Annotated in this window: 14 protein-coding genes, 1 tRNA gene and 2 rRNA genes; 8 read left to right on the plus strand and 9 right to left on the minus strand. The window is 28.8% G+C overall.

Annotated elements, in window-relative coordinates; all coding sequences use genetic code 4:
- Nucleotide 1: 1 nt before the first annotated feature.
- From EXC46_RS03445 to recO, 3 genes are all read right to left on the minus strand, one after another.
- The gene (locus tag EXC46_RS03445; protein ID WP_044888948.1) at nucleotides 2-529 is read right to left on the minus strand and encodes a hypothetical protein; all 528 of its coding nucleotides are present in this window, start codon (nucleotides 527-529) and stop codon (nucleotides 2-4) included.
- A 6-nt stretch (nucleotides 530-535) separates the two neighbouring features.
- On the minus strand, nucleotides 536-3,112 hold the full coding sequence (locus EXC46_RS03450; protein WP_027333851.1) for a hypothetical protein: 2,577 nt from the start codon (nucleotides 3,110-3,112) through the stop codon (nucleotides 536-538).
- A gap of 684 nt (nucleotides 3,113-3,796) precedes the next feature.
- On the minus strand, nucleotides 3,797-4,468 hold the full coding sequence (gene recO / locus EXC46_RS03460; RefSeq protein ID WP_027333853.1) for a DNA repair protein RecO: 672 nt from the start codon (nucleotides 4,466-4,468) through the stop codon (nucleotides 3,797-3,799).
- A 141-nt stretch (nucleotides 4,469-4,609) separates the two neighbouring features.
- On the opposite strand from recO, the gene EXC46_RS03465 reads away from it, so the two are divergent.
- The 5 genes from EXC46_RS03465 to EXC46_RS03485 are packed head-to-tail and all read left to right on the plus strand — an operon-like array spanning nucleotide 4,610 to nucleotide 11,165.
- The gene (locus EXC46_RS03465) at nucleotides 4,610-4,960 is read left to right on the plus strand and encodes a hypothetical protein (RefSeq protein WP_027333854.1); all 351 of its coding nucleotides are present in this window, start codon (nucleotides 4,610-4,612) and stop codon (nucleotides 4,958-4,960) included.
- Nucleotides 4,953-6,584, plus strand: coding sequence for a DAK2 domain-containing protein (locus EXC46_RS03470; protein WP_027333855.1), 1,632 nt, complete (start codon nucleotides 4,953-4,955; stop codon nucleotides 6,582-6,584). Before EXC46_RS03465 ends, EXC46_RS03470 begins: the two co-directional genes overlap by 8 nt.
- Nucleotide 6,585: 1 nt before the next feature.
- Nucleotides 6,586-7,569, plus strand: coding sequence for a phosphate acyltransferase PlsX (gene plsX / locus EXC46_RS03475; RefSeq protein ID WP_027333856.1), 984 nt, complete (start codon nucleotides 6,586-6,588; stop codon nucleotides 7,567-7,569).
- Nucleotides 7,570-7,571: 2 nt separating this feature from the next.
- Nucleotides 7,572-8,225: a ribonuclease III gene (gene rnc / locus EXC46_RS03480; protein ID WP_027333857.1), complete on the plus strand. Its 654-nt coding sequence runs from the start codon at nucleotides 7,572-7,574 to the stop codon at nucleotides 8,223-8,225.
- Between the two features lie 9 nt (nucleotides 8,226-8,234).
- On the plus strand, nucleotides 8,235-11,165 hold the full coding sequence (locus tag EXC46_RS03485) for an AAA family ATPase (protein ID WP_027333858.1): 2,931 nt from the start codon (nucleotides 8,235-8,237) through the stop codon (nucleotides 11,163-11,165).
- A gap of 1,372 nt (nucleotides 11,166-12,537) precedes the next feature.
- On the opposite strand, the gene EXC46_RS03495 is transcribed toward EXC46_RS03485, so the two are convergent.
- Nucleotides 12,538-13,467 carry a hypothetical protein gene (locus EXC46_RS03495; RefSeq protein ID WP_027333917.1) on the minus strand — a complete coding sequence of 310 codons (930 nt, stop codon included), beginning with the start codon at nucleotides 13,465-13,467 and terminating at the stop codon, nucleotides 12,538-12,540.
- Complete coding sequence (locus EXC46_RS03500; protein ID WP_044888969.1) at nucleotides 13,460-14,401, minus strand: RluA family pseudouridine synthase; 942 nt, start codon at nucleotides 14,399-14,401, stop codon at nucleotides 13,460-13,462. Before EXC46_RS03500 ends, EXC46_RS03495 begins: the two co-directional genes overlap by 8 nt.
- Before the next feature lie 120 nt (nucleotides 14,402-14,521).
- On the opposite strand from EXC46_RS03500, the gene ffh reads away from it, so the two are divergent.
- Together ffh and EXC46_RS03510 are read left to right on the plus strand one after the other, a co-directional pair.
- On the plus strand, nucleotides 14,522-15,868 hold the full coding sequence (gene ffh / locus EXC46_RS03505; protein ID WP_027333916.1) for a signal recognition particle protein: 1,347 nt from the start codon (nucleotides 14,522-14,524) through the stop codon (nucleotides 15,866-15,868).
- A 55-nt stretch (nucleotides 15,869-15,923) separates the two neighbouring features.
- Nucleotides 15,924-15,999, plus strand: a tRNA-Thr gene (locus EXC46_RS03510).
- 60 nt (nucleotides 16,000-16,059) lie between these two features.
- Here EXC46_RS03510 and EXC46_RS03515 read toward each other — a convergent pair.
- From EXC46_RS03515 to rrf (EXC46_RS03525), 3 genes are all read right to left on the minus strand, one after another.
- Nucleotides 16,060-16,365 carry a thioredoxin family protein gene (locus EXC46_RS03515; RefSeq protein WP_027333915.1) on the minus strand — a complete coding sequence of 102 codons (306 nt, stop codon included), beginning with the start codon at nucleotides 16,363-16,365 and terminating at the stop codon, nucleotides 16,060-16,062.
- 128 nt (nucleotides 16,366-16,493) lie between these two features.
- A 5S ribosomal RNA gene (gene rrf / locus EXC46_RS03520) occupies nucleotides 16,494-16,599 on the minus strand.
- 92 nt (nucleotides 16,600-16,691) lie between these two features.
- Nucleotides 16,692-16,797, minus strand: a 5S ribosomal RNA gene (gene rrf / locus EXC46_RS03525).
- Here rrf (EXC46_RS03525) and EXC46_RS03530 point away from each other — a divergent pair.
- Nucleotides 16,786-16,992 carry a hypothetical protein gene (locus tag EXC46_RS03530; protein ID WP_084262972.1) on the plus strand — a complete coding sequence of 69 codons (207 nt, stop codon included), beginning with the start codon at nucleotides 16,786-16,788 and terminating at the stop codon, nucleotides 16,990-16,992. The two genes, rrf (EXC46_RS03525) and EXC46_RS03530, sit on opposite strands and share 12 nt — an antisense overlap.
- Nucleotides 16,993-17,019: 27 nt before the next feature.
- Here the strand turns inward: EXC46_RS03530 and EXC46_RS03535 are convergent, their stop codons facing one another.
- The gene (locus EXC46_RS03535; protein WP_027333894.1) at nucleotides 17,020-22,263 is read right to left on the minus strand and encodes a hypothetical protein; all 5,244 of its coding nucleotides are present in this window, start codon (nucleotides 22,261-22,263) and stop codon (nucleotides 17,020-17,022) included.
- Nucleotides 22,264-22,476 lie beyond the last annotated feature (213 nt).

The following is a 22,476-nucleotide window of genomic DNA, read 5'->3' on the forward strand; positions in this document are numbered from 1 at the left end:
CTTACCTCCCTTTCTGTCTATGTATTTTAAATCATTCATAATAGTGTATTTTTCTTTCCATATGATATTTTACCAGCGAAATAGCCAGTGCAATGCTGATGCATGAAGAAAAAATACTAATACAAATTCCTGTTCCTAATTGTCAAGTGTGTAAGATTTTTACACCTTTAATAAAAGGTATAAAAGCTAAAGTAATAAAGATAAAAATTCAAGATAAATAAAAGATGTAACCAACTTTTACTTTCCTTGCTGCCCAAAAGAGGTAGGCAAGGAAAAAGAGAATAACAAAAGCATTGGCAATATATGACAGCAGGGTTAATGATGTCAAACTTGTTGCTTCATTATTCTCTTTATTTATCGAATTTGGATCTATTCCGTTTGCTTTAAGGTATTCTTCATTAACTCCAAGAGTAAATGGGATAATTACTCAAATAGTTAAAGTAAACATTAAAGCTGCAAGTAAACTAACAAGAACGTAAAAGTCTATTTTGTTAATATTAGTTTTAAATTTTCGATAATAATTTGACATTAAATATTATGTTCAAGGAATAAGGAATTTAGCATCACCTTGGATTGCGCCTAATTTTGTTTTCATATTGTCACTTAATTTTGTTCTAATAGCATTTAAGAATGATTCTTTATCAGTAATGTTTCCTTTATCTCTTAACTCAGTAAATACTGGTAAAGCACCAAATGTTTTTTCATTTCATGTTTCTCAAACGATACCAAATTGTGGGTTTGAAACTCCAGGTCTTTTTTGAAGTGTTCTAAATACTCCAAGACCACCTTGATCATATGGTGTTGTTGATGTTAAAACATCGAATACTTTGTTAACAATACCTGCTTTAAGAAGGTCATTAATTACTTGTGCTACTTTGCTGTATTTAACATCTGATGCGCTTCCATCTTTACGTGGGAAGTTTAAAGCATCTAATAATGTTGTTCCTAATGATCTTAACAATGCATTATTGAATCAATATGTCATACGTTTTGCAAAAAGATCTGAGAATGTAGCTTTATCAACTGGGTTTTTAGCTGTTGGAGCGTAAAAGGCATATCCAGCTTCTAATAAGTTGTTGTAGAAAGCATCATATTCACCTTGTGCTGCAGCTTTTTCTTCTGCTGTTGTAGCTTTAAGTAATTTGATTGTGTATTCTTTGATTTGGTCAATGAATGAATCTTTTTCGTTATCTTCATTAACTCCAAAAATAGCTTTTTCTACTTTTCTAAGGTGTCAGTTCTTTCCGTCTTTTAATTCATCATATCTTGAGTTTGTTTTAGCATCTTCTGAAAGTAAATCAGTTGATAATTTATATGCTTCTGTACCTGCTGTTAATCCAGCTACAGATGTTTGGTATAAACCAGCTAAAGCATTTTTAAGTGGTAAACCATATGGTTGAAGTAATTCTTTGAATCTTACAACAGATTCTTCAGGTAATGAACTTACTCTTACAACAAATTCTTCTGTAGTTGCTGTTTTGTTGTTTTCTGAAGTAGCATTTGCATCAGCTGTGTTTTCTCAACCATTTCCAATAAATGCACCTGCTAAAGCATCAACTGGTGCAACTAATTCTGCGTATTTTGCTTTAAGTTCAGAAACATTTGCATATCCTAAATCTCTAGCAAATGTTTGTGCACCCTCGTTTTCGTTTTCAAGTGTTTGATCAACGTTTGCTTTAAGAAGATTTTGTAATGATTTAGCGTATGGAATTTTTGTATCAGCTTTAAAGTATGCATTTGAAGCTTCAGGAGAGTAAATTGCAAGAAGTAATTCTCTTAAAGCTTGTTTTCTATCATCTAAATTTCCATATTTTTCAGCATTTAAGTTTCTTACGTTAATTAAGTATGTTCATGAACCTGGTGATTGTAAGTATGGAACACCTTCATCAACATCTGGAGCAGCAAAAACTGATTTTACACCTCCATTTTTGAAAGCGTTTGTAAGTTCTCATGAACCAAGAATTGTATAGTTAAGTTTGTTTTCTTTAAAGAATGCATAAACTTGGTTGTTAAAGTTTCCACCATCACTTGAAAGTGCAACTTCTAATGATTTTCTTTGAATACCTTTTTGTCCTCATGGTGAGTTAGCATATTCTTCATCAGTCATTTTGTAAATAGCATTTCAAATTTCGTAGCTCATTGCTCCTGCTAAATTAATAACTGGTGCAAAAACTTCGTGAAATGGATCAGTAACTACCCAACCTGAAGAAGGAGCACCTTTTTCAATGTTTTGGTAAATACTTTTGTTCATAAGGTTATCTACTGAATATTCAGAATCATTTTTTTGCGCTTCAGTTAAATGGTCTCTGTTTGTAAAGTATCCACCTAAAAGTCCATTTCCAAATCAGAAGTTTTGGTAGAAGAATAAACCTTTTCCATTTTGAACCATTTTAAGTAATGTGTTGTTTTCATTTGAAAGAAGGTCTGCACGCACTTCAACTTCTTCTTTGTTTGAAGCTAAAACAATACCTTCAACGTTGTGTCTAATAGCAAGGAATTTTTTCGAAGGAGTAGTTTCTCCTTGTTTAAGTCCAAGGTATGAACCATAAGCTAAAATATCATTTTTTTCTGTATCTGTTAAATTAATAGATTTTTGTAAAGTATCTAAAAGTTTTGGATCAAATTTATCTAATTCAACAACCATTCCTCTTGATGCAAGGTCAGTAACTCTATCTGATGGTGCATAAAGAATATCTGGCGCTTGTCTTTCATCTGTCGCTCCAACGTTAATTGTTGTATCTAAAATATCGAATGCACCTTTTTCGATTGTTTTAATTCTGTATCCTTTTGCATAAGCTTGTGTTTGTTTGAATAAATAGAAAGCATTGTGGTACATTGTTTTTTGAGAACCATCAACGTTTACTAAAAGTACTTTGCTTGCAGGTGTGCTGCTTGTTGCATATACAGAACTAATATCTTCGTTTGTATAATCTTTAATTAATCCGTCTTTATCTCTAAAATCTCTATTTAAATTAAACTCGATACCACCACTTACATTAGAATCATCTTTTGTTGTAGTTTCTGGATTACATCCAGCTGAAAAAATTGAGAATCCTGTAAGTGTTGTTAAAGAAAGAACCATAGATGTTCATAATTTTTTATTTTTCTTCATAAAATCTCCTTGGAGTTATTGTAATTATTCGAAAGCCAATTCGCTTTTAGCGTAAGCAACCATAAAAAAGAGAATTGCTAAAAAGCTAAAAACAAATGATAATGCGAAAATAGTACCTAAAATTGGTATTCATTTATTAAATTCTGTCTTTGACAAAATATAATAAACATGAATACACAAGAACAAGTTGACGAAAAACATTCCAAACAATAATGTAATTAATAATTTGAGCTCTGTGTGTTCTTGTATCAATGAAATCAATAGATTAAGTGGACTTTTTGTTGTATTTTTGAATGAATTCAGGTAGATATATAATAATATGATTGATAATATAAAAATTAAAATATTATTAAATACAAGAAACATATATTCTAATATTTTTGGTTTGCTTTTTCTTTCTAATGGTCATTTTCCTAGGAACAATCATCTAATCTTTGTTCGCATAGGAATTTTTTTAAACTTTATTTCTCTCATAACTCCTAATTAAATTTTATTTAATAGAGCTTAATAATTCTTTTATATTATTATTTCTTTGTACTAGCAATTTTCGAACTGTATTTGACTAGTCAAGATTAACTAAAATTTAGATAATGCGTCTAAAAGGCATAAACAAAAGCTAAAAAATATCTATTTTTATTTTTTAAAGCAATAATAAAGGTGTTTTTGAAATATGAAACTTTTTCCCTATGTTTGATAACCGTTTTCCTTAATTATTTGTGAGTACAGATTAAAGAGAATTTTGTTTGTGGTATTATTCACAATTGTAAGGTAACGAGCAAGGCTATGAAAAGAGCACCAAACAGCTTGTAAGTATTCCATATTTTTATCAGTTGTAAGCTCGTGACGATTACAAACAAAGCCGCCTTCATAAATATCAAAATCAATTAAACTTTTCCGATTGAAGCAAATGCGACAAGAATCAAAATTCGGGCAAATTCCAAAGTAAATCAGTGCTTGAGCATATAAAAAAGTTAAAATTTTACGATTTGCAAGTGGCGAAATGAACTGGTAAATATTTTTACAAAGTTCAAAAATATGATTTGATGTATTAATGTTGCCAAGTAACTTAACTAGTGACCTAGCAAATTCAATGTTACTAACTTCAGTGTAATCAATGCTGCTAGCTAAATGTGCTTTTTTAAGTCTACCCATTTTACCTTCAAAGCGGGAAGCAAAATATTCAATTTCAACAAGTGAACCAATTTGTAAATTAGCTTTGTTTTTCGATGTTTGCTTATTTAATCCTTGTGCTATTAAATTTAAAATACCCTTGCGAGTAAAAAAACTCACAACAAAAAGGTTTTCTTCATTTTCATAAATATTAAGCACAATTGCTTCATGAATTGTTTCTGCCATACTTAAATATCATAACTAAATTTGATACAAATTGCACAATAAAATTACTTGAAGATTTTCTCTTTATCTTTAAACCATATAAATGTAAAAAATAATGTAAAATATAAATTATTATATAAACCAATTAAATAGGGAGTATAAATGCATTTCTCTGAAGTTAAAAAAATTTTTGTTGAATCATTAATTTCAATGGTTGGAATTACAAAATTACATAGAGAGACAATTTCTGTCGATCCTACAGCAGTTCATGAAAATCTAGAAATCAAACTCAATACAAACAATCCAAATATTGAAAATGATTTATTTTCGCTAATTGATGTGACAAATGGTGAAAAAGGTTTAATCATTCAAATTGGTATTTCAATCCTTGAAGGTGTACAAGCAAAATTCATAATTTCACAATTAAACAAAAATTTAACTAAAAATCTCAAAAAAAGTAATTACAAATTAGAAAAATTAATAATTTTTATAAAAGAGGTCACAAATGAATAATATTCTTAATGGTAGTGATTTAGCTAAAGCTATTATTTCAGGTTCCAATGCTTTGAACAATGCTAAAAATAAAATTGATGCTTTAAATGTTTTCCCAGTTCCAGATGGAGATACTGGTACAAACATGTCTTCAACAATTAGTAGTGTTGTAAAGAATTTAGAAACTTTACAAAGCCCAACAGTTGAAGAAGTAAGTAAATCTGTTGCACACGATATGATTTATGAAGCCCGTGGTAATTCAGGTGTTATTCTTTCTCAGATTTTTAAAGGTTTTTCTCTAGGGTGTTTAGAAAAAGAAGTATTAACTACAAACGAATTAATAATTGCCTTTGAAGAAGCTGCTAAAAGAGCTTATAAATCTGTATTTAAACCAGTAGAGGGTACTATCTTAACAGTTATTAGAGAGACAAGCGAAAATTTAAGAAAAGAACTTTGAGATAAAGAATTATCAATCCTTGAGTTTTTTGAAAATGTTGTTAAATTTGCAAGAAAAAGTTGCGACGAAACGCCTAATAAACTTAAAACATTACGTGAAGTAGGTGTTACTGATAGTGGTGGAGAAGGTCTCTTTACCATTTTGCAAGGTATGCTTTTTGCTTTACAAGGTAATTTTGTTGAAATTTCAAATGAAGCTGATGATATTCAAAGCTTCATAAGTGATAAAGAAGTTTTTAATGGTGAATTTGGTTATTGTACAGAAGTTTTAGTAGACTTAAAAGAACCAAATAATTTCAACAAAGATACTTTTACAAAAAATATGCAGAAAATTGCTAACTCTCTAGTTATTGTACAAGACGACAACTTTCTTAAAATTCATGGACATACATTAACGCCAGGAAAATTATTAAATCACGCTCAAAAATATGGCGAATTTATCAAAATTAAGTCTGAAAACATGACATTGCAAGCTAACAATTCAAAAGCAAATGCTCAAAGACTTGAAGAAATTTCTAAAAATAGTGAAAGAAGAGAAATTGCAATTATTTCATGTAACCTTGGAAGCGGAATTATCGAACGCATGAAAGAACTAGGGTGTGATTACATTGTAGAAAGCGGTCAAACACAAAACCCTTCAGCTCAAGATTTAATTGAAGCTATTAAAGCTGTTAATGCTAAAAATGTAATTATTTTACCTAACAATTCAAACATTATTTTAGTAGCTCAACAAGCTGCTCAAGTATTCCAAGATTCAAACATTATTGTTGTTCCTACAAAAACACAAATGCAAGGAATTACAGCGATGTTAAACTTTAATCACTCAACTAGTGTTGAAGATAATCTTGAGTTAATTACCGAAGCAATTTCAGAAGTAAATTCTGGAGAAGTAACTAAAGCTGTTAGAAACACAACAATCAATAACGTAAAAATCAAAGAAGGTGATTATTTATCAATTTTTAATGGTCAAATTATTGCTTCAAGCAAAACTTTATTTGAGGCTGGAATGATTTTAATTGAAGCAATGGTCGATAACAATAAGGAAATTGTAAGTATTTATTATGGTCAAGAAAGTTCAATTAATGATGCTGAAGAGCTTAACAATTTCATTGAAAGTCAATTTGATATTGAAGTTGAAATTATTGATGGTAAACAACCAAACTATCAATTTTTAATAGGAGTTGAATAAAATGGAAAATTATAAAATTGTTTTCGACTTAAATGGTAATGATAACGGTCAAAGTGCAGGAATTGCTGCTGCATTAGAATTTGCTAAACAAAACCCTAATTTCGAATTGCATCTAATTGGAGAATTTAAACAAAATTACAAAGATGAACTTTTAGAAAATGTCTTTTATCTAAACAACCCTAATGTTCCTTCAAATCCTAAAGAATTAAGAAGCACTTTACGAGAAAATACCTCAATGAATCAAGCCATTCAAATGATTAAAGAAGATGGCTTTGATGCAATTTTATCTAGCGGTGATAGCGGTTCATATATTACTGGTTTAACCATGAAATTAGGTAGATTAGAAAATGTTTCTCGCCCTGCCTTTATGCCTGTTTGTAATGCAATTAATGGATGCAAATTTTTATTCATGGATGTTGGTGCTAATTTAGTTGTTAAATCTGAATATTTAGTTGAGTGAGCTAAATTAGGATCAGTTTTTCACCAAACTATGTTTAATACAGCTAATCCTAAGGTATCTATTTTGAACATCGGGACTGAAGATTATAAAGGGCAAGATTTTGCTATTGAAGCAAATGCAATCTTAAAAGAAGAGTCAAATATTAACTACATTGGTTTTCAAGAAACAAGAGATTTATTTAGAGGAAATATAGATGTAGCTCTAATCGACGGATATGGCGGAAATTTAGTTTTAAAAAGCTACGAAGGTGCTATTTTTACTTTTAAAGACCTCCTTAAAATGAGAATTATGAAAAGTTTTGTTCGTAAAGTTGCTGCTAGCTTTTTAAAAGGCGCTTTCAAAGAAGTAGGACAAGTTTTAGATTATAGAAATGTTGGAAGTGCTTGAGTTATCGGAGTTAATGCACTAGCAATTAAAGCGCACGGTTCAAGCGATAAAAAAGCTTATTTATCAGCATTAAATAATATTAAAGATGCTGTTGAAAAAGATTTACTAATCAAATTAAAAAATAAGATGAATGAGTAATTATGACACTAAATGATTTTTTTGAAATTCATAAAATTGAACCAAAGAATAAACTAACTTTTATTGAAGCTCTAACTCACTCTTCATATAATCAAAACCGTAAAAATTATGAACAACTTGAATTTTTAGGTGATGCTGTTTTACAATTTATTTCTAGTTCATACATCTATAAAAAATATCCAGATTTAGCACAAGGATTTCAAACCAGATTAAGAGCTAAAGCTGTATGTACTGAAACACTCAGTGAAATTAGTCTCGAAATTGGTCTAATCGATTTATTAAAAACAGGACCTGGGCAAATGGAAAAGGATGTTAAAGAATCACATAAAGTTCAAGCCGATGTTTTTGAATCAATTGTTGGCGCAATTTATGTTGACCAAGGAATTTTAAAAGCAAAAGAATTTATAGCAAAATACATCTATCCTGTAATTGATCGTGTCCATTCAGAAAATAATAAAGATGCAAAAAGTCAATTACAAGAATATTTTCAAAGTTTTAGTAAAGAAAATATTTCATATATTACCGAACAATTACCAAATAAACAATTTTATGCAAAAGCAAAACATGATAAGCAAATTTTTGGAGAAGGACTAGGTAGCACAAAAAAAGAAGCTGAACTTGCTGCCGCGCAAGATGCACTCAGTAAGTTAAAATAAGGAAATAAAATGAAATTAATTAAATTAGAAGCACATGGATTTAAGTCATTTGCAGATCCGATTGTACTAAAATTTGATGGTGAAGTAGCAGGAATTGTTGGTCCAAATGGATCAGGAAAAAGCAACATTAATGATGCCATTAGATGAGTTCTTGGAGAACAAAGCTCAAAAGAATTAAGGGGAGATACAATGGAAGATGTAATCTTCTCTGGTTCTAAAACTGTTCCCGCAATGAATAAGGCAACCGTTACACTTACTTTTGATAACAGTGATGGAATTTCAAGTGTTGACTCTGACATAATTACTATCACAAGAAGCTTACAACGTGGAAAAGGAATTAATGAATATTTCTTAAATGGTGAGCCATGTCGTCAAAAAGATATTAAAACAATTGCGATGGAAACCGGAATTGGAAAAAGCTCATTAGCAATTATTTCTCAAGGTACAGTTTCTGAAATTGCACAATCAAGTGATGAACAACGTCGTTTAATTTTCGAAGAAGCTGCTGGAGTTTCAAAATATAAAGTCAGAAAAGTAGAAGCTATTAAAAAACTCGAAAGAACAGAAAGTACTCTAAAGCAAATCGAAACAATTGTAAGAGAACTCGAAAGAAGACTGGAACCTCTTAAAAAACAAGCAGAAAAAGCTTTACTTTACAAAGAAAAAAGTGCAAAATTAGAAAAAATCGAAATTGCTTTTTTAGCTCACGAAATCCAAAGATTAGAAAAAGTTTATGACGAACTACATAGCGAATTAGCCGGTGTTGAAGATACTCAAAAAAGATATAAAGATCAAATTGATAAATTAGATATTTCAATCAATACCAAGAAAACTGAATTGCATAAATTTAATAGCGAACTAGTCAGTTTAAGAAGCAAAAAAGATTCAATTTCAATTAGGCTCGGTGATTTAAGAGTAACTGAAGCGAAAGAAAATGAAAAAAGAGATTTAATTGCAAGAGGTGAAATCAAAGCAAACGAAGAAGAAAGATTAGCTGCAATTCTAACCAAAACAAAAGAGCTTGAACAAAAAATTGATTATTTTAGCAAAGTAAAATACGATTTGGAAATTAAATCTGAAACATCATCAAACTCAATTAAAGAATTACAATCAGAGCTACAAGAAAACTTTCGTTTATTAAATGAATCTGATAAAAAAATTAATTATGCTAGGTTGCAACTCAATCTTCTTTTAGAAAAAAAGAATAAGCAAACAAACCTTTTTAAAGGTACTAGATCAATAGTTCAAAACAAACAGCTTTTCAAAGGTTATAAAGGTCTTGTTAGCGACTTATTAAGTGTTAAACGTGAATATGCAACAGCTATTGAAACTATCTTAGCAAATGCTACACAACACATAGTTGTTGATAAATCAGAAACAGCAGTCGAAGGAATTAATTTCTTAAAGAAAAACAATGGTGGGCGTGCTACATTCATTCCATTAAATACAATCCAACCAAAATATGTTCGTGATGATTATTTATTCGTTTTAAAAAATCAGCCTGGATATGTTGATATTGCTTCAAATCTTGTAGAAACTAAAGCAGAATTTTCAAAACTTAAGGAATTTTTACTTGGAAACATTATTATCACCAAAGATATTGAATCAGGTAATAAAATTTCAAAGATACTTGAAAGTAAATATATGATAGTTTCTCTAGATGGAGATATCATTCGTGCTGGTGGGGTAATGGTAGGTGGAACCAAGCAAGAATCAGATGATGCCTTTAGTTTGGATGATAAAATAAAAGAATTTCAAGCAATTCTACCCGTTTTAGAAAATGATAAAAATTTAGCTTCGAAGGAAATTCAAACCTTACAATCAAAAATAAATAATGAACAAGCTTTTTATAATGAATATCACAAAGAATTAGCAACAATTAATGTTAGACTAGAAGACTTTACATCAGAAATTAAAGAATATAAAATTTTAGCTACTTCTTTTGATAATTCAAAACAGAGCACAGAAATTAATCTTGGTCCTCTTCATCAAAAAATTCAAGAACTTGAGGCAGAGTTACGTTTAATTGAATTCGATCTTCAAACCAAAACAAAAATTGAAGAAAACTTTAAAACAGAGCTTAATCAGTTCGAAGAAGAAAGAAAAAACATTTCGAAAATGTTAATTAATCTTTCAGAGTCATTTGCTAAAAAAATGAAGGTATACCAAAATGCTGAATTTTATTTAGATCAGTATAAAGAGAGATTAGCAAATCACTATAAATTAACATTAGATTATGCAATTGAAAATTATGAACTTGAGCTTTCAATAGAATCAGCTGGCGAAGTAATTAAACAATTAAGAAAAGAAATTGAAGAACTTGGTAATGTTAACCTCGAATCAATTGAAGAACTAGCTGAAGTTGAAGAAAGATACGAAAGTTTTTCAACAAACTTACAAGAGCTTGTTGATGCTAAAACCACAATTCTAGAAGCAATCGAACAAATGGATAAAGTAATAATTACTCGTTTAACCAACATAGTAACTGATGTTAATAAAGAGTTTTCTAGAGTCTTCAGTTCAATGTTTGGTGGTGGAAATGCTGAAGTTAAATTCGTTGATCCACACAATATTTTAGAGAGTGGAATAAGCATTTATGCACAACCGCCAGGCAAAAGTATTAAAAACTTAAAATTGTTCTCTGGGGGTGAAAAATCTCTAATTGCAATTTCTTTACTTTTTGCAATTTTAAGAGCAAGACCACTTCCCCTTTGTATTTTGGACGAGGTTGAAGCTGCTCTTGATGAAAACAATGTTTTACGTTATGGAGAATACCTTCAAGAACTTAAAAAACAAACACAATTTTTAGTAATTACACACCGTATCGGTACAATGACTAAAGTAGATGCACTTTTTGGAGCAACTATGCAACACCGTGGTGTAACAAGCTTTTTCAGCGTTAAACTCGAAGATGCTAAAAAAATGGTGGATGAAAAATAGATGGTTAATTGGCCATCTTTTTTTTGTGAGCGGACAATTTAGGCCAACTGGCGTCAAGTCCATTAAGGTATTATTCTCGCTACTTACAAAGCATTTAAAGTTCGCTTTTCTATCATCGAAGAAAAACTACCTCCTCTTGAAATTGTAAGAAAAGCAATTAATCAGAAAATAGAAAGGTTTTCAAAACAAAATATTATCGAACTTCGCCCTAATCTTAGTCTTAGTTCAATCGAAAGTTAATTAAGAAAACTAGTAAAAGAACAAGAAATCAAAAGAGAAGGTGTAGGTAAAGCTACAAAATATATAAGACTAAAGTAAATAGCCACTATTAAATCTTTAGAAATTCAATGAAGACAAAGAAAAAAACAAAAAATACCACTTTTAGATTTCAAAAAATGGTATTTTTTGTTGCGTTGGAGATTACATTCTATCCTAAACCTTATCTTTATACTTTTTTTGTTCTTTTTTAGTTCTTTTTGAGTGCAAAAGTATTTTTTTCTTATCTACTTAATGTTAGGGAATCTCTGAGATTTTCTAACTGGAAAGGAGGAAAATGCATCAAAAAAATTTTTTTGAAAGAAAGGAATATGAATATTAAGTTATTTTTGATTTTCTTAATATTGTTAGTTATACTAGCCATTTTAAGAACCAAATAATTTAGAGCATATTGCCTCCTTTCGAAAAGGAAAAAACACCTTCCGTCCGAAGGTGTTTTTTCTATGGAAATGAGGTCCATGCATCGAAAAAATTCATTAAAATTATACAACTTTTCAAAAGGTTTCTTTAAAAATAAAAAAAATAGGGACTGTTCCGCTTAGCAATATAAAAAGTTAAGTAAATAAATCAAATTGTATTACAAATAAACTTTCAATGAAAAAACGTCTTAAATCTAAAAGTTTATAAAGATAGATTAACTAAATCTTACCTTTATACTTTTTCTGTTCTTTTTTAGTTCTTTTTGAGTGGAAAAGTGTTTTTTTCTTATCTACTTAATGTTAGGGAATCTCTGGGATTTTCTAACTGGAAAGGAGGAAAATGGGTTGAAAAAAATTTTTTTGAAAGAAAGGAATATGAATATTAAGTTATTTTTGATTTTCTTAATATTGTTAGTTATACTAGCCATTTTAAGAACCAAATAATTTAGCGCATATTACCTCCTTTCGAAAAGGAAAAAACACCTTCCGGCCGAAGGTGTTTTTTCTATGGATATGAGGTCCATGAGTCGAAAAATTTCATTAAAATTATACAACTTTTCAAAATGTTTCTTTAAAAATAAAAAATTAGGAGTGTTAAAAATGTTTTTTGTTGCCCTAGAGATTACACTCTAGCAAACAAGAAAGGATTTGGTTGTCTCTTGTTTTTTAAGTAAGTATTATTTATCTTCTTTATTTTTTTGATTTTCTGTGGTTGTGTAAAAGTAAATTTTTTCAGCTAATTCATCTTTTGATAGTTTTTCATAATCAAAAATGTTAAGCATTTCAGCTATTTTGAAAAGTTTTTCATTTGGTAAATCTAAAAGCTTTTGAATTTCTTCTTTCTTTTTAGCATCTTCCGATTCTTTTTTGTGGTTTGGTTTAGATGTGTTTTCAGCTGAATATTTAAATTCTTCTTCTATTTCATCTTCAGTCATTTTCTCTCAATTTCCCATGTTTACAAATGGATTTTGTGCATCTTCATTTTTCACCATTTTTGTAAATTCTTTACGTAAATCTTCGAAAGCTTTTCTTTGGTGAATAGCAAGGAAAGCTTTTTTAATTGCTAAAACTTCTCTTCTTAATAAGAAACAAACCAAGAACATAACAACAAAAAAGATAAACTTAAGAATGGCATAAGCAAGTCTTCAACCAGTTAAGTTACTGAAAATAAATAATCCATTTCCACCGCTTGTAGCTAAATTAGAAATAATTAAAACTACATTGAAAAGTAAAATGGTTAAAGCATAAGCTAATGATGAGTATGAAATTTTGGAAAAGTCATGCTCTTTGTATGATAATTTGACAGAGTTTGCATAAGTTATTAGAATAAATACTAAAAATCCTAAAATAACTCCATCATACGCAAATGTTTTTAAACCAATATAAAAATTAGATGGTTTAGTAGTTGCATCCTTAACAACTTCTAGAGCTTCGTTGCGAATGTTTTCAAAGTTAACTGCTAAAACAATTATTTGTGCTAATACTAGTGCTGAAAGAACTAGTAGACCAACAAAAAACGCAATAATTCAAAATCTAAAAGTTGATTTTTCAAATGTTCATAATTCTTCAATTGAGTTTTTTGTGAAATATTCTCTTTTTTTAATCATTTTGCTCCATTTCTTTTTGATCTTCAGCAATAAATTGATCAAAATCAAAATTTGCTACATCAAAATCTTTTGGTGGTTTTGAATATAAAGTGATTCTTTTGTTTAATAACGGGTGAAGAAAAGTTAATTTATAAGCATGCAGTCTTTGTCCTTGTTCATCTACATACTTATTATAAATTGGGTCTCCATAAATTGGGTTTTTAATATATGCAAGGTGTACTCTGATTTGGTGAGTACGTCCTGTTTCTAATTCACACTTAATTAAGCTTTTTGGTAAATTATCTAAATAAAAAGTGTTTAACAGCGTAACATAAGTAATCGCATGTTTAGAATTTTGATTTGTAACAGCCATTTTTTGACGATCTTTTGGATTTCTTCCAATTGGTAAATCTAGTTTTAGTTTTTTATCTTCAATTATTCCGTCACAAATCGCAACATAAGATCTTTGAATTTTATGTTCAGCAAACATTTCTGCTAAAAGTTTGTGTGATTCATTGTTTTTTGCAATAATTAGTAAACCACTTGTATCTTTGTCAATTCTATGAACAATTCCTGGTCTTAAAAGTCCGTTCTCATTTGATAAATTGTTCTTGAAGTGATAAAGCAAACCATTTACTAGGGTTTTTTCATAATGCCCTGGTGCCGGGTGAACAATCAGCCCTGTCGGTTTATCTATAACACAAAGATGTTCATCTTCATAAACAATATTTAATTCCATCTCTTGTGGTTCGATTTTAATTTCTTTATCGATAACTCTTTCGATTTTAATTAGTTGCCCTTCACGCACCTGAAATTTCGGTTTATTGATAATCATACCATCAACACTAACAACGTTTTCTTCAATTAATTGTTGAATATCATTACGTGAAATTTCAGTATTATTCGAAACATATTTATCTATTCTATCTTTGTATTTAACTATTAGTTCAATCATAATATTTATTATATCAATTATTTGAATTTTATTATTGAAAGCACAAAGAGTTCAAAGCATTACTAAAAGATATTATATTAGCTCAAAAAGAATAATTTAACTTAATGTATAATTATATTTATGTTAGGATTTTTAGAAAAAAAATTACAAAAAAGTTTAGCTAAAATGGCTAAAAAAACTGTTCTTAATGAAGCAGATATTGTTGAAATCACAAGAGAAGTTAAAATGTCTCTTTTAGAAGCTGACGTTAACTTGAAAGTTGTGAAAACTTTTATTAATAATGTTAAAGAAAAAGCTTTAACTCGTGAAATTGTTGGTAAATTAAATCCTTCTCAACAAATGGTCAAAATTTTTCATGAAGAGCTTGTAAATATCCTTGGTAATGAAACTAAAGAAATTAAGTTAGATAAAAAACCATATATTATTATGATGACTGGTTTACAAGGATCAGGAAAAACCACAGCTACAGCAAAATTAGCTTTTTATTTCAAAAAGAAAAAAATGACTGAAAAACCTCTTGTTGTAGCAGCTGACATTTACCGTCCTGCTGCAGTAGAACAACTTGTCACACTTGCTAAAAGCATTCAAATCGATCATTTTGATATGGGAATTGAACATCCTGTCGATAAAATCATTGAAAATGCATTAGAAAAAGCAAAACAAAATAATAATGATTTAATCATAATCGATACCGCAGGACGTTTAAGTATTGATGAAAAACTTATGGATGAGTTAGTTTTAGCTAAAAAAGTTGCTAAACCTAATCAAATTTTATTTGTAGCTGACGCAATGAGTGGGCAAGATATTTTGAATGTTGCAGAAACTTTTGATGAAAAATTATCTTTAACAGGGACAATTATTACTAAATTAGACTCAGATGCACGTGGAGGAGCTGCATTAAGTTTGAGACAAGTTTTAAATTTACCAATTCTATTTATTGGAACAGGTGAGAAAGTATCAAATTTAGATTTATTCCACCCTGATCGAATGGCAGATAGAATTTTAGGAATGGGTGATGTTTTATCTCTTGTTGAAAAAGCACAAGATGTCATTGATCAAGATAAAGCTCAAAACATGTTAGAAAGAATGTTTTCAGGTAACTTTACATTAGATGATCTATTAGAACAAATCAAACAAATGAAAAATTTAGGTAAGTTCTCTAAAATTTTAAAAATGCTTCCTGGTGGTCTTGCAAATAAAATTGACGAAGATCAACTCGAAAAAGCAGAAGAAAAAATGAATATTTATCAAATACTTATGTCATCAATGACTGATAGAGAAAGAAAAAATCCTAAATTATTAAAGCAAGCTTCACGCAAAGAAAGAATTCTTAAAGGAAGCGGACGCACAGCTCAAGAATACAATAAACTTCTCAATGATTTTGAACAAATGCAAAAAAGAATGACTGAAATGGTGAAAAACATTAAAAACGGTAAGATGCCTGGCGGAGCAGGTTTTGGGTTTTAACAATTCTTTTTTATTAATTTACTTCAAATAATTTATGTTAAAATTATTATTAGTTGCCGTCATAGCTCAGTAGGTAGAGTATCTCCATGGTAAGGAGGTGGTCGCTGGTTCGAGTCCAGTTGTCGGCACCATATGTTTTAACATCAAAAAACCTCGAAATTAAATTCGAGGTTTTTTATTATCATTAGGAATTAGAAGTGTTTAAGTACAACAGCTTGAATTTGTTCAAAAGGAAGGTATCCACTAACTGTTTCAACCATTTCTCCATCAACATAAATTTCTGTAAGCGGAATTGAAGAAACTCTGTGTTCAATTGATAAATCTCTTTCTTTATCAATATTAACACGTAAAATGTCAATTCCTTGTGCTTCTGAAAGAGCTTCTAAAGATTGTTTATACATTTTACATGGTCCACATCATTCTGCAAAAAAAACAACTAATTGAACTCCTTTACCTAAAGCGCTTTGTAATTCTTCTCTATTAACTTCTTTTAACATTTTTTACTCCTTAAATTTTATATTGTTACTTAAATTATAGCAAAAAGTGTATTTTTTATTTAAAAAAAGCTTAAAAATAAACTTTTTGATAGATTAAGCTAATTATCAGTTCTAAAAAAAGGAATAAAAAAAAGCGGCGTTCTATTTTCACCGTTAGGCTATCGTCGACGCTAAAGGGCTTAACTACTGAGTTCGGAATGGGATCAGGTGCACCCCTTTGCTATGACCACTGATAATATTTTACTATATTTATATAATGAGTCAAGAAAATTTTTAAAATAATTTAAAAAGCTTTTTTTCGTTCCTTGATGTAAAAAAAGAATAAAAAAAAGCGGCGTTCTATTTTCACCGTTAGGCTATCGTCGACGCTAAAGGGCTTAACTACTGAGTTCGGAATGGGATCAGGTGCACCCCTTTGCTATGGCCACTGATAATATTTTACTATATTTAAGACAGTTTGCAAGTAAAAAAAATTATTTTTTTGCTGAACATGAGCAATTTGAACATGTGCAAGCTTGACATGTGCAAGAAACGCATGAACATGATTTGTTTTCTTTGTTTGACATAAGTGTGCCTCCTTACTCTTTAACTGTTAGTATTATAACAAAAAGTTTGTTTTTGTGCTAAAAAAAGGCAAAAAACAAACTTTTTAATTTATTTTAAAATTTTTCTAACTTTAAGAACTCAGTAGGCAACTCCGGCTGCAAGCCCACTTAATAAAGCTGGTATTGTGATTCCTAAAATTAAACCTCATCTTGTTTGTTCTTTAGTTTCGTTAGGAATTTCAAGAGTTATACTTTCGATTCTGTTATATGCTACTTGAATTTTGTCAATAATTTCTTCAACTTCATCTTCGTCTCAGTTTTCTTCGTTTTCCACTTTTGTTAAAACTTCTTGATAAATTTCTTGTGCTTCTGTACTATAAGTTTCTTTTTTCTTATATTCTTCGGTTAATTTATCAAAATTTTCTTTAAGTGTATTCATTTTAGTTTTTAAAGATTGATCTTTTGCTTTATAAGTTTCTAATTCTTCTTCATTTAAGATTTTACCTAATGAATTTAATTGTGAATGATATTGTTTATCATTTAATGAACCTTGCTCGTAGTTCTTTTTCACTTCAACAAAGTTATGAATAAATGAATTAAGATTTTGAAGTTCTTCAACTGAGTTTGCGATTTTATTGCGACTTTGGAGATTTTCAACTTGTTCATGAGAAAATTCGTTTGAAGCAACTGTTAATTCTAAATTTGAATTAACAAGTTGAACTTTTTCGGGGTCAAAGTAACGTTTGAGTTCGTTGATTGTTTCGTTAGAACCTTGAATAAGCCCTGATAATTGATTATTGTTTAAATTATTAATATTAGCTTTTTCTAAAGCTGCTATTTGATCTTTAATTTGTTGTTCTACATCATAGTTATTAATACTATCAATATAGCTTTGAATTGTTTGATAATTTTTCGATCATTCTTGACTTAACTTTTCTCTCTTGCTTATTATTGTTTCAAAAAGTTCTCTTTGCGCTGCTAATTCATTTACTTTAGTTCTGATTCGTTCAACTACTTCATAGCTTGCTAAATTTAAATCAGTGTTTTTAATTTCTTCAAATTTTGCAAATTCTGCTTCTGTATCCGGAACTTTATTTGTTTGTGTAAAGAGACTATTTTGAAGTTCATTGATATCTATAATAAGAGCGTTAACAACTTCAGATCTAATATTAATATCAGCTTGAAGGTTGTTTTTAAACTCATTAATTTTAGTTAAGTTTATTTCTTGCTCTTCTTTGTTTTGAGTTTGAACATAAGTTTCGATTAATTCGATTTGTTCATTAATTTTGTTGACTAAATCACTAAAATATTCAGCTGTTAAACTCAACTTGATTTCTTCGAGTTGATGAATTTGCGCTTTGATTTTTTGCTCGTAGTTACTTTGAGCTTCATTTCTTTCATTGATTTTTGCTTTTAAAGCTTCAATTTCATTTACAATTTTTTCTAAATCCGTATTTTTTGATTCAAGCTCTTCTATATTTAATCCACGAAGAGAATCACTTAAAGCAAGAATTTCTTGTTTAATTCCCTCTTTAATTTGACTTTCTTCTTGGTTTAAGTCTGTGATTTGGTCTAAACTAAGATTTAATTTATCTAGTTTTGCATTCATTTGTTCTAAATGAATTTTCTTATCTTGAGTATAAAGATTAATTTGATTGATACTATTTAAAATATTTTGTCAAAAGACTTTAAGCTCTTTAGGATTCAATAAACTTAAATCTTGTGCATTATAACTATTTTTGTCTCTAATAAAGCTTTGTAGAGTTGAATCTGAATTAGTAAATAAACTTAATGCATATTCAATTCTTTCTTCAAATTTAGCTTTATAGCTCGAAATCATTACTTGATAGTATTCAGTTTGATTAGAAAAATAAAGACCTTCAAGTTCATCATATTTTTCAAGAATTCAATCACTATTTTGGTTAGTGTAATTTTGCACTATATCAAAAATAATATCTTTAAATTGTTTTAAAAGCTTTGTCTCTTTTTCTAGATCATTAACAAAAAGCAATTCTGAAGCTAATTTCTCTTTTTCATTTTGGTAAAAAATATTAACAAGCTCACGGAAGTTTTGTAGTTGTTCGTTATTTAATTCTTGCACTTGAGCTGAATTATGAAATTCTTCTAACTGCATATTAAAGTCAGTCATTTTATTTTGAAGTTGAATAATATTTTGCGTTACTTGCGTAGCATTTTCAATAATGTTGTTCATTTTAACTTCATTGTTAAAATGTCTTTTTTGTTCTTCATTTAAACTACTTGAATTTGAGATTAAATTAATAATTGATGCAATTGTTTGTAATTTTTGCTTAATAGCTTCAAGATCACTTGATTTTTGAACATTATCTACTTCTAAAATCAAACTTTCTTTATTAAATTCAAATAGATTTGACGATTTAATTTCTTCTTTAACTTTTTGTTTATTGGTTTCAAAATTTGCTTCACCATTTAAATTTGCTTTAGCTGCTTTAAATTGATTATCAAGTTCTTCGAGCTCATTAGTGTTTAAGTTTGTATTTGATTTATTTTGAATAAAGTTAACTAAATTTGTTCATGCTTGGTTATAAGCATTTTTAAATTCTTCGTCTGCTTCTAAAAAGTTTAATGTTTGGTTAGTTTGTTCGTTCTTTTTATGAAGATTAATTAAAGTTAAAATAGCATCATTTTGTTTTTGAGCTCGAAGCACAATATCATGTAAAGAATCTATTTCAGAAGCTACAATTTGATTTAGATAGATTTTTTTAGCTATTGCATTTAATTCGCTAAATTTAGTTATCTTGTCATAAATTTCTTTTTTGATGTTGTTTTGTTTTTGCTTTTCTGCTTCTTGTGAATTAATTAAATTAACATCTAATTGCTCGTTCACGAAGGTTTTAAATTCTGCAATCACAGCTTCACTTAAAAAACTTCACTTGTCAGCTTCGATAATTGCTTTTTTTCTAGTTTCTTGTAATAAAATTCATTTTTCTTGAATTGAATTTTTAATTTCAAGTAGTCCATTATTGGCAGAATTAATCTCATCAATACTAAAGTTTCTGTCGCTTTCGATAAACTGATTTATCTTCGCAATCATTGCATTAAATTGATTTTGCATATCCTCTAATGAATTATTGAAAGCATCAGAAAGTTTAAAACTATTTGCTTCAGATAAAATCTCTTTTGATCTAATAATTGCTTGATGTATTTCTGAAATTTTATTTTTAACATTCTCTAAACCGATTTCATTTTTAGTGATTAAGCTCGAGATAAATTCTGAATAAAATTGTTGTAAATAAACGTTTGAAATGTCATGTTTATCAGTTAAGAAATTCTTAAATTCAGTTGTTTTAGCTAATACATAATTCGAAAATGCAATTAGGTCATCATTTAATGTAATTAAAGAATTCTTTTGTTCTTCAATTTGATCTTGATTTGCTTTCATCACTCTTTTTAAAGCTTCTTTAATAAATTCCTTTTTAGAATTAATTGAAGCAAGATATTCTTCTTTTCCTCAAACGTCAACTAATTTAAACTTATTTCCAAAATAGTTTTGATCAATTTCTTTATTATCATCAAGGAAACTTTCTAAAAAGTTAATTTTTGAAAGTAATAATTGATAAAACTCTTTATAGATATTCGTTACTCTTTCATGTGATATTACACTATTACTTTCTAAATCTGCTTGATAAAAAGCATCAATTTTCTCAAATTGTTTGTTAAGAATATCTAAAAATTCTTGCGAATCAAAATATTGATTTAAGTATGTTTTACTTGCAAAACTAGCAAGTAAATTTTGCGCTTGATATCTTTTTTGAATTTGTTCAAAAAGAAGAAGCAAAGTAGTGTAATTGTTAACTAATTCTTTGAGTTTTTGTTTTGCTTCTACAACGTTTTGGCGATTTCTTTTAACTTCTTCAAAAGGTTCGAATAAAACTTTATTGTAATAAGTTAATTCTAAAGAATCAAGATTAACAACCTCTAATAAATCACTTTTAAGTTTATTTAGTTTAGTTTCAAAAGAATTGAGCAAACGAGTTAAAATTTGATCTTCAACAACTTTAATTTCGAAATTAAAATTATTATACTTTTGAGGTGTAGGGTAATAAACATTCCCTTCTGTTTGTCTATAAGCAGTTACATGTACTTTTTCATTTTTTAAAAAATTATGTTCAACATAAATTTTACGATTTTGAAAATCTACATTATTAATTTCTAAAGTAGTTCTTATCCCTGTTTCAAGATTTTCAACCTCAAGTTCAAAATGAAAATCATTCACATCAGTTCTAAAGCTAATGAAATCATTCCCTTCGTCGATGTTATCAACAGTAAGAGAAAATTGAGGAAGAATGTTATTGTCATTTAATTCATTTTCTGTGTAGTAATAATTTCTTTTAACAACTTCTTCCAAAACAGCGTCACCAGGGTAATCAAAAACTAATACACCAGTTCTTAAAAGTTGTTGGTTTGATTTTAAATAATTAAAAACTGCTTTATTGATAGGTTGAGATGTTCGCCAAGGTTGACTATTATTTTTAGAACGTGAAGTGAAATTAATGATTAATCTATTTCTTTCATTTTCATCGTTTTCTTGTATATTTGAAAGATTTAATGAAGTATATACTAAGTGAAGTTTTTGCTCTTCTTCTGTTGCATATTGATCTTGAAGCATCATTGTGTCATTATCTCCTCAATATGCACCAAATTTTCTGTACGCACCCATTACAGGAGTCATATTATTAAAGAAAAACATTTTTCCACGAAGTTCATTTAAAGTCGGATTAAGAAATGGACCATTAGTAGGATTACTGTAAACATGTGGTGCAACATTTGAAGAAGAAAGAACTTTCATTATTTTATTTGTTCAATCTTTTTTAGCAGAATCAGACATTCTATCTAAATTCTCATTTTCTGCTTTCAATCTAATAATTAAAGTTTCTCCAGGGTGTGCTTTTAAGAAATTAGCAAATAAATTCATAACTGGAGCAAATTCAGAAGTTGAGCAAATTGATCCATGGTAAAATCACATATTGCTTGCTAAACGAAGATCAAAAAATCTGATTCCTGCTTTAAGTTGTTTGTTAAAATCTCATTCTACTGTTTTAGCTCATGCTTTAGCACTAGGTCAGATAAAACCGCTTCATCCAGCAAACATAGCTGAATCGTGTGTTCCAGGAATAGAAAGCTGTGTAATTCTTTTGTTTCCATTCACATTTGACATTCAATCACTGAACTGTAATTTTGTATCATAAACATCAACAGAATGAGCCTGATTTTTATCTATATTTTGAGAATTAATTGCTGATAGTGCGAAAGGAGCTATCGCAACTAAAGAACTAATTAGTATTAATTTTTTGAAATTTAATTTTTTACCCATAATTTACCTACTTCTTAAATGTGTATTTATTCTACTATTTTTTATTCTAATCACAATCAAATAAAATAAAAATTCGCATCTATTTCAAGAAAAATTACCAGAACTTTTGTTGGTTTCTCCAAAGTCTATTTCTCAAGCGTTTGAAAATAAGAAATGATATGAATAGTCAAGATTCGAGTGTTTTTCTGGGCGTTTAGCAGCTGTTTTTAAAGA

Origin of the sequence: Mycoplasmopsis glycophila (assembly GCF_900660605.1) — a bacterium.
Taxonomy (GTDB): domain Bacteria; phylum Bacillota_I; class Bacilli_A; order Mycoplasmatales; family Metamycoplasmataceae; genus Mycoplasmopsis; species Mycoplasmopsis glycophila.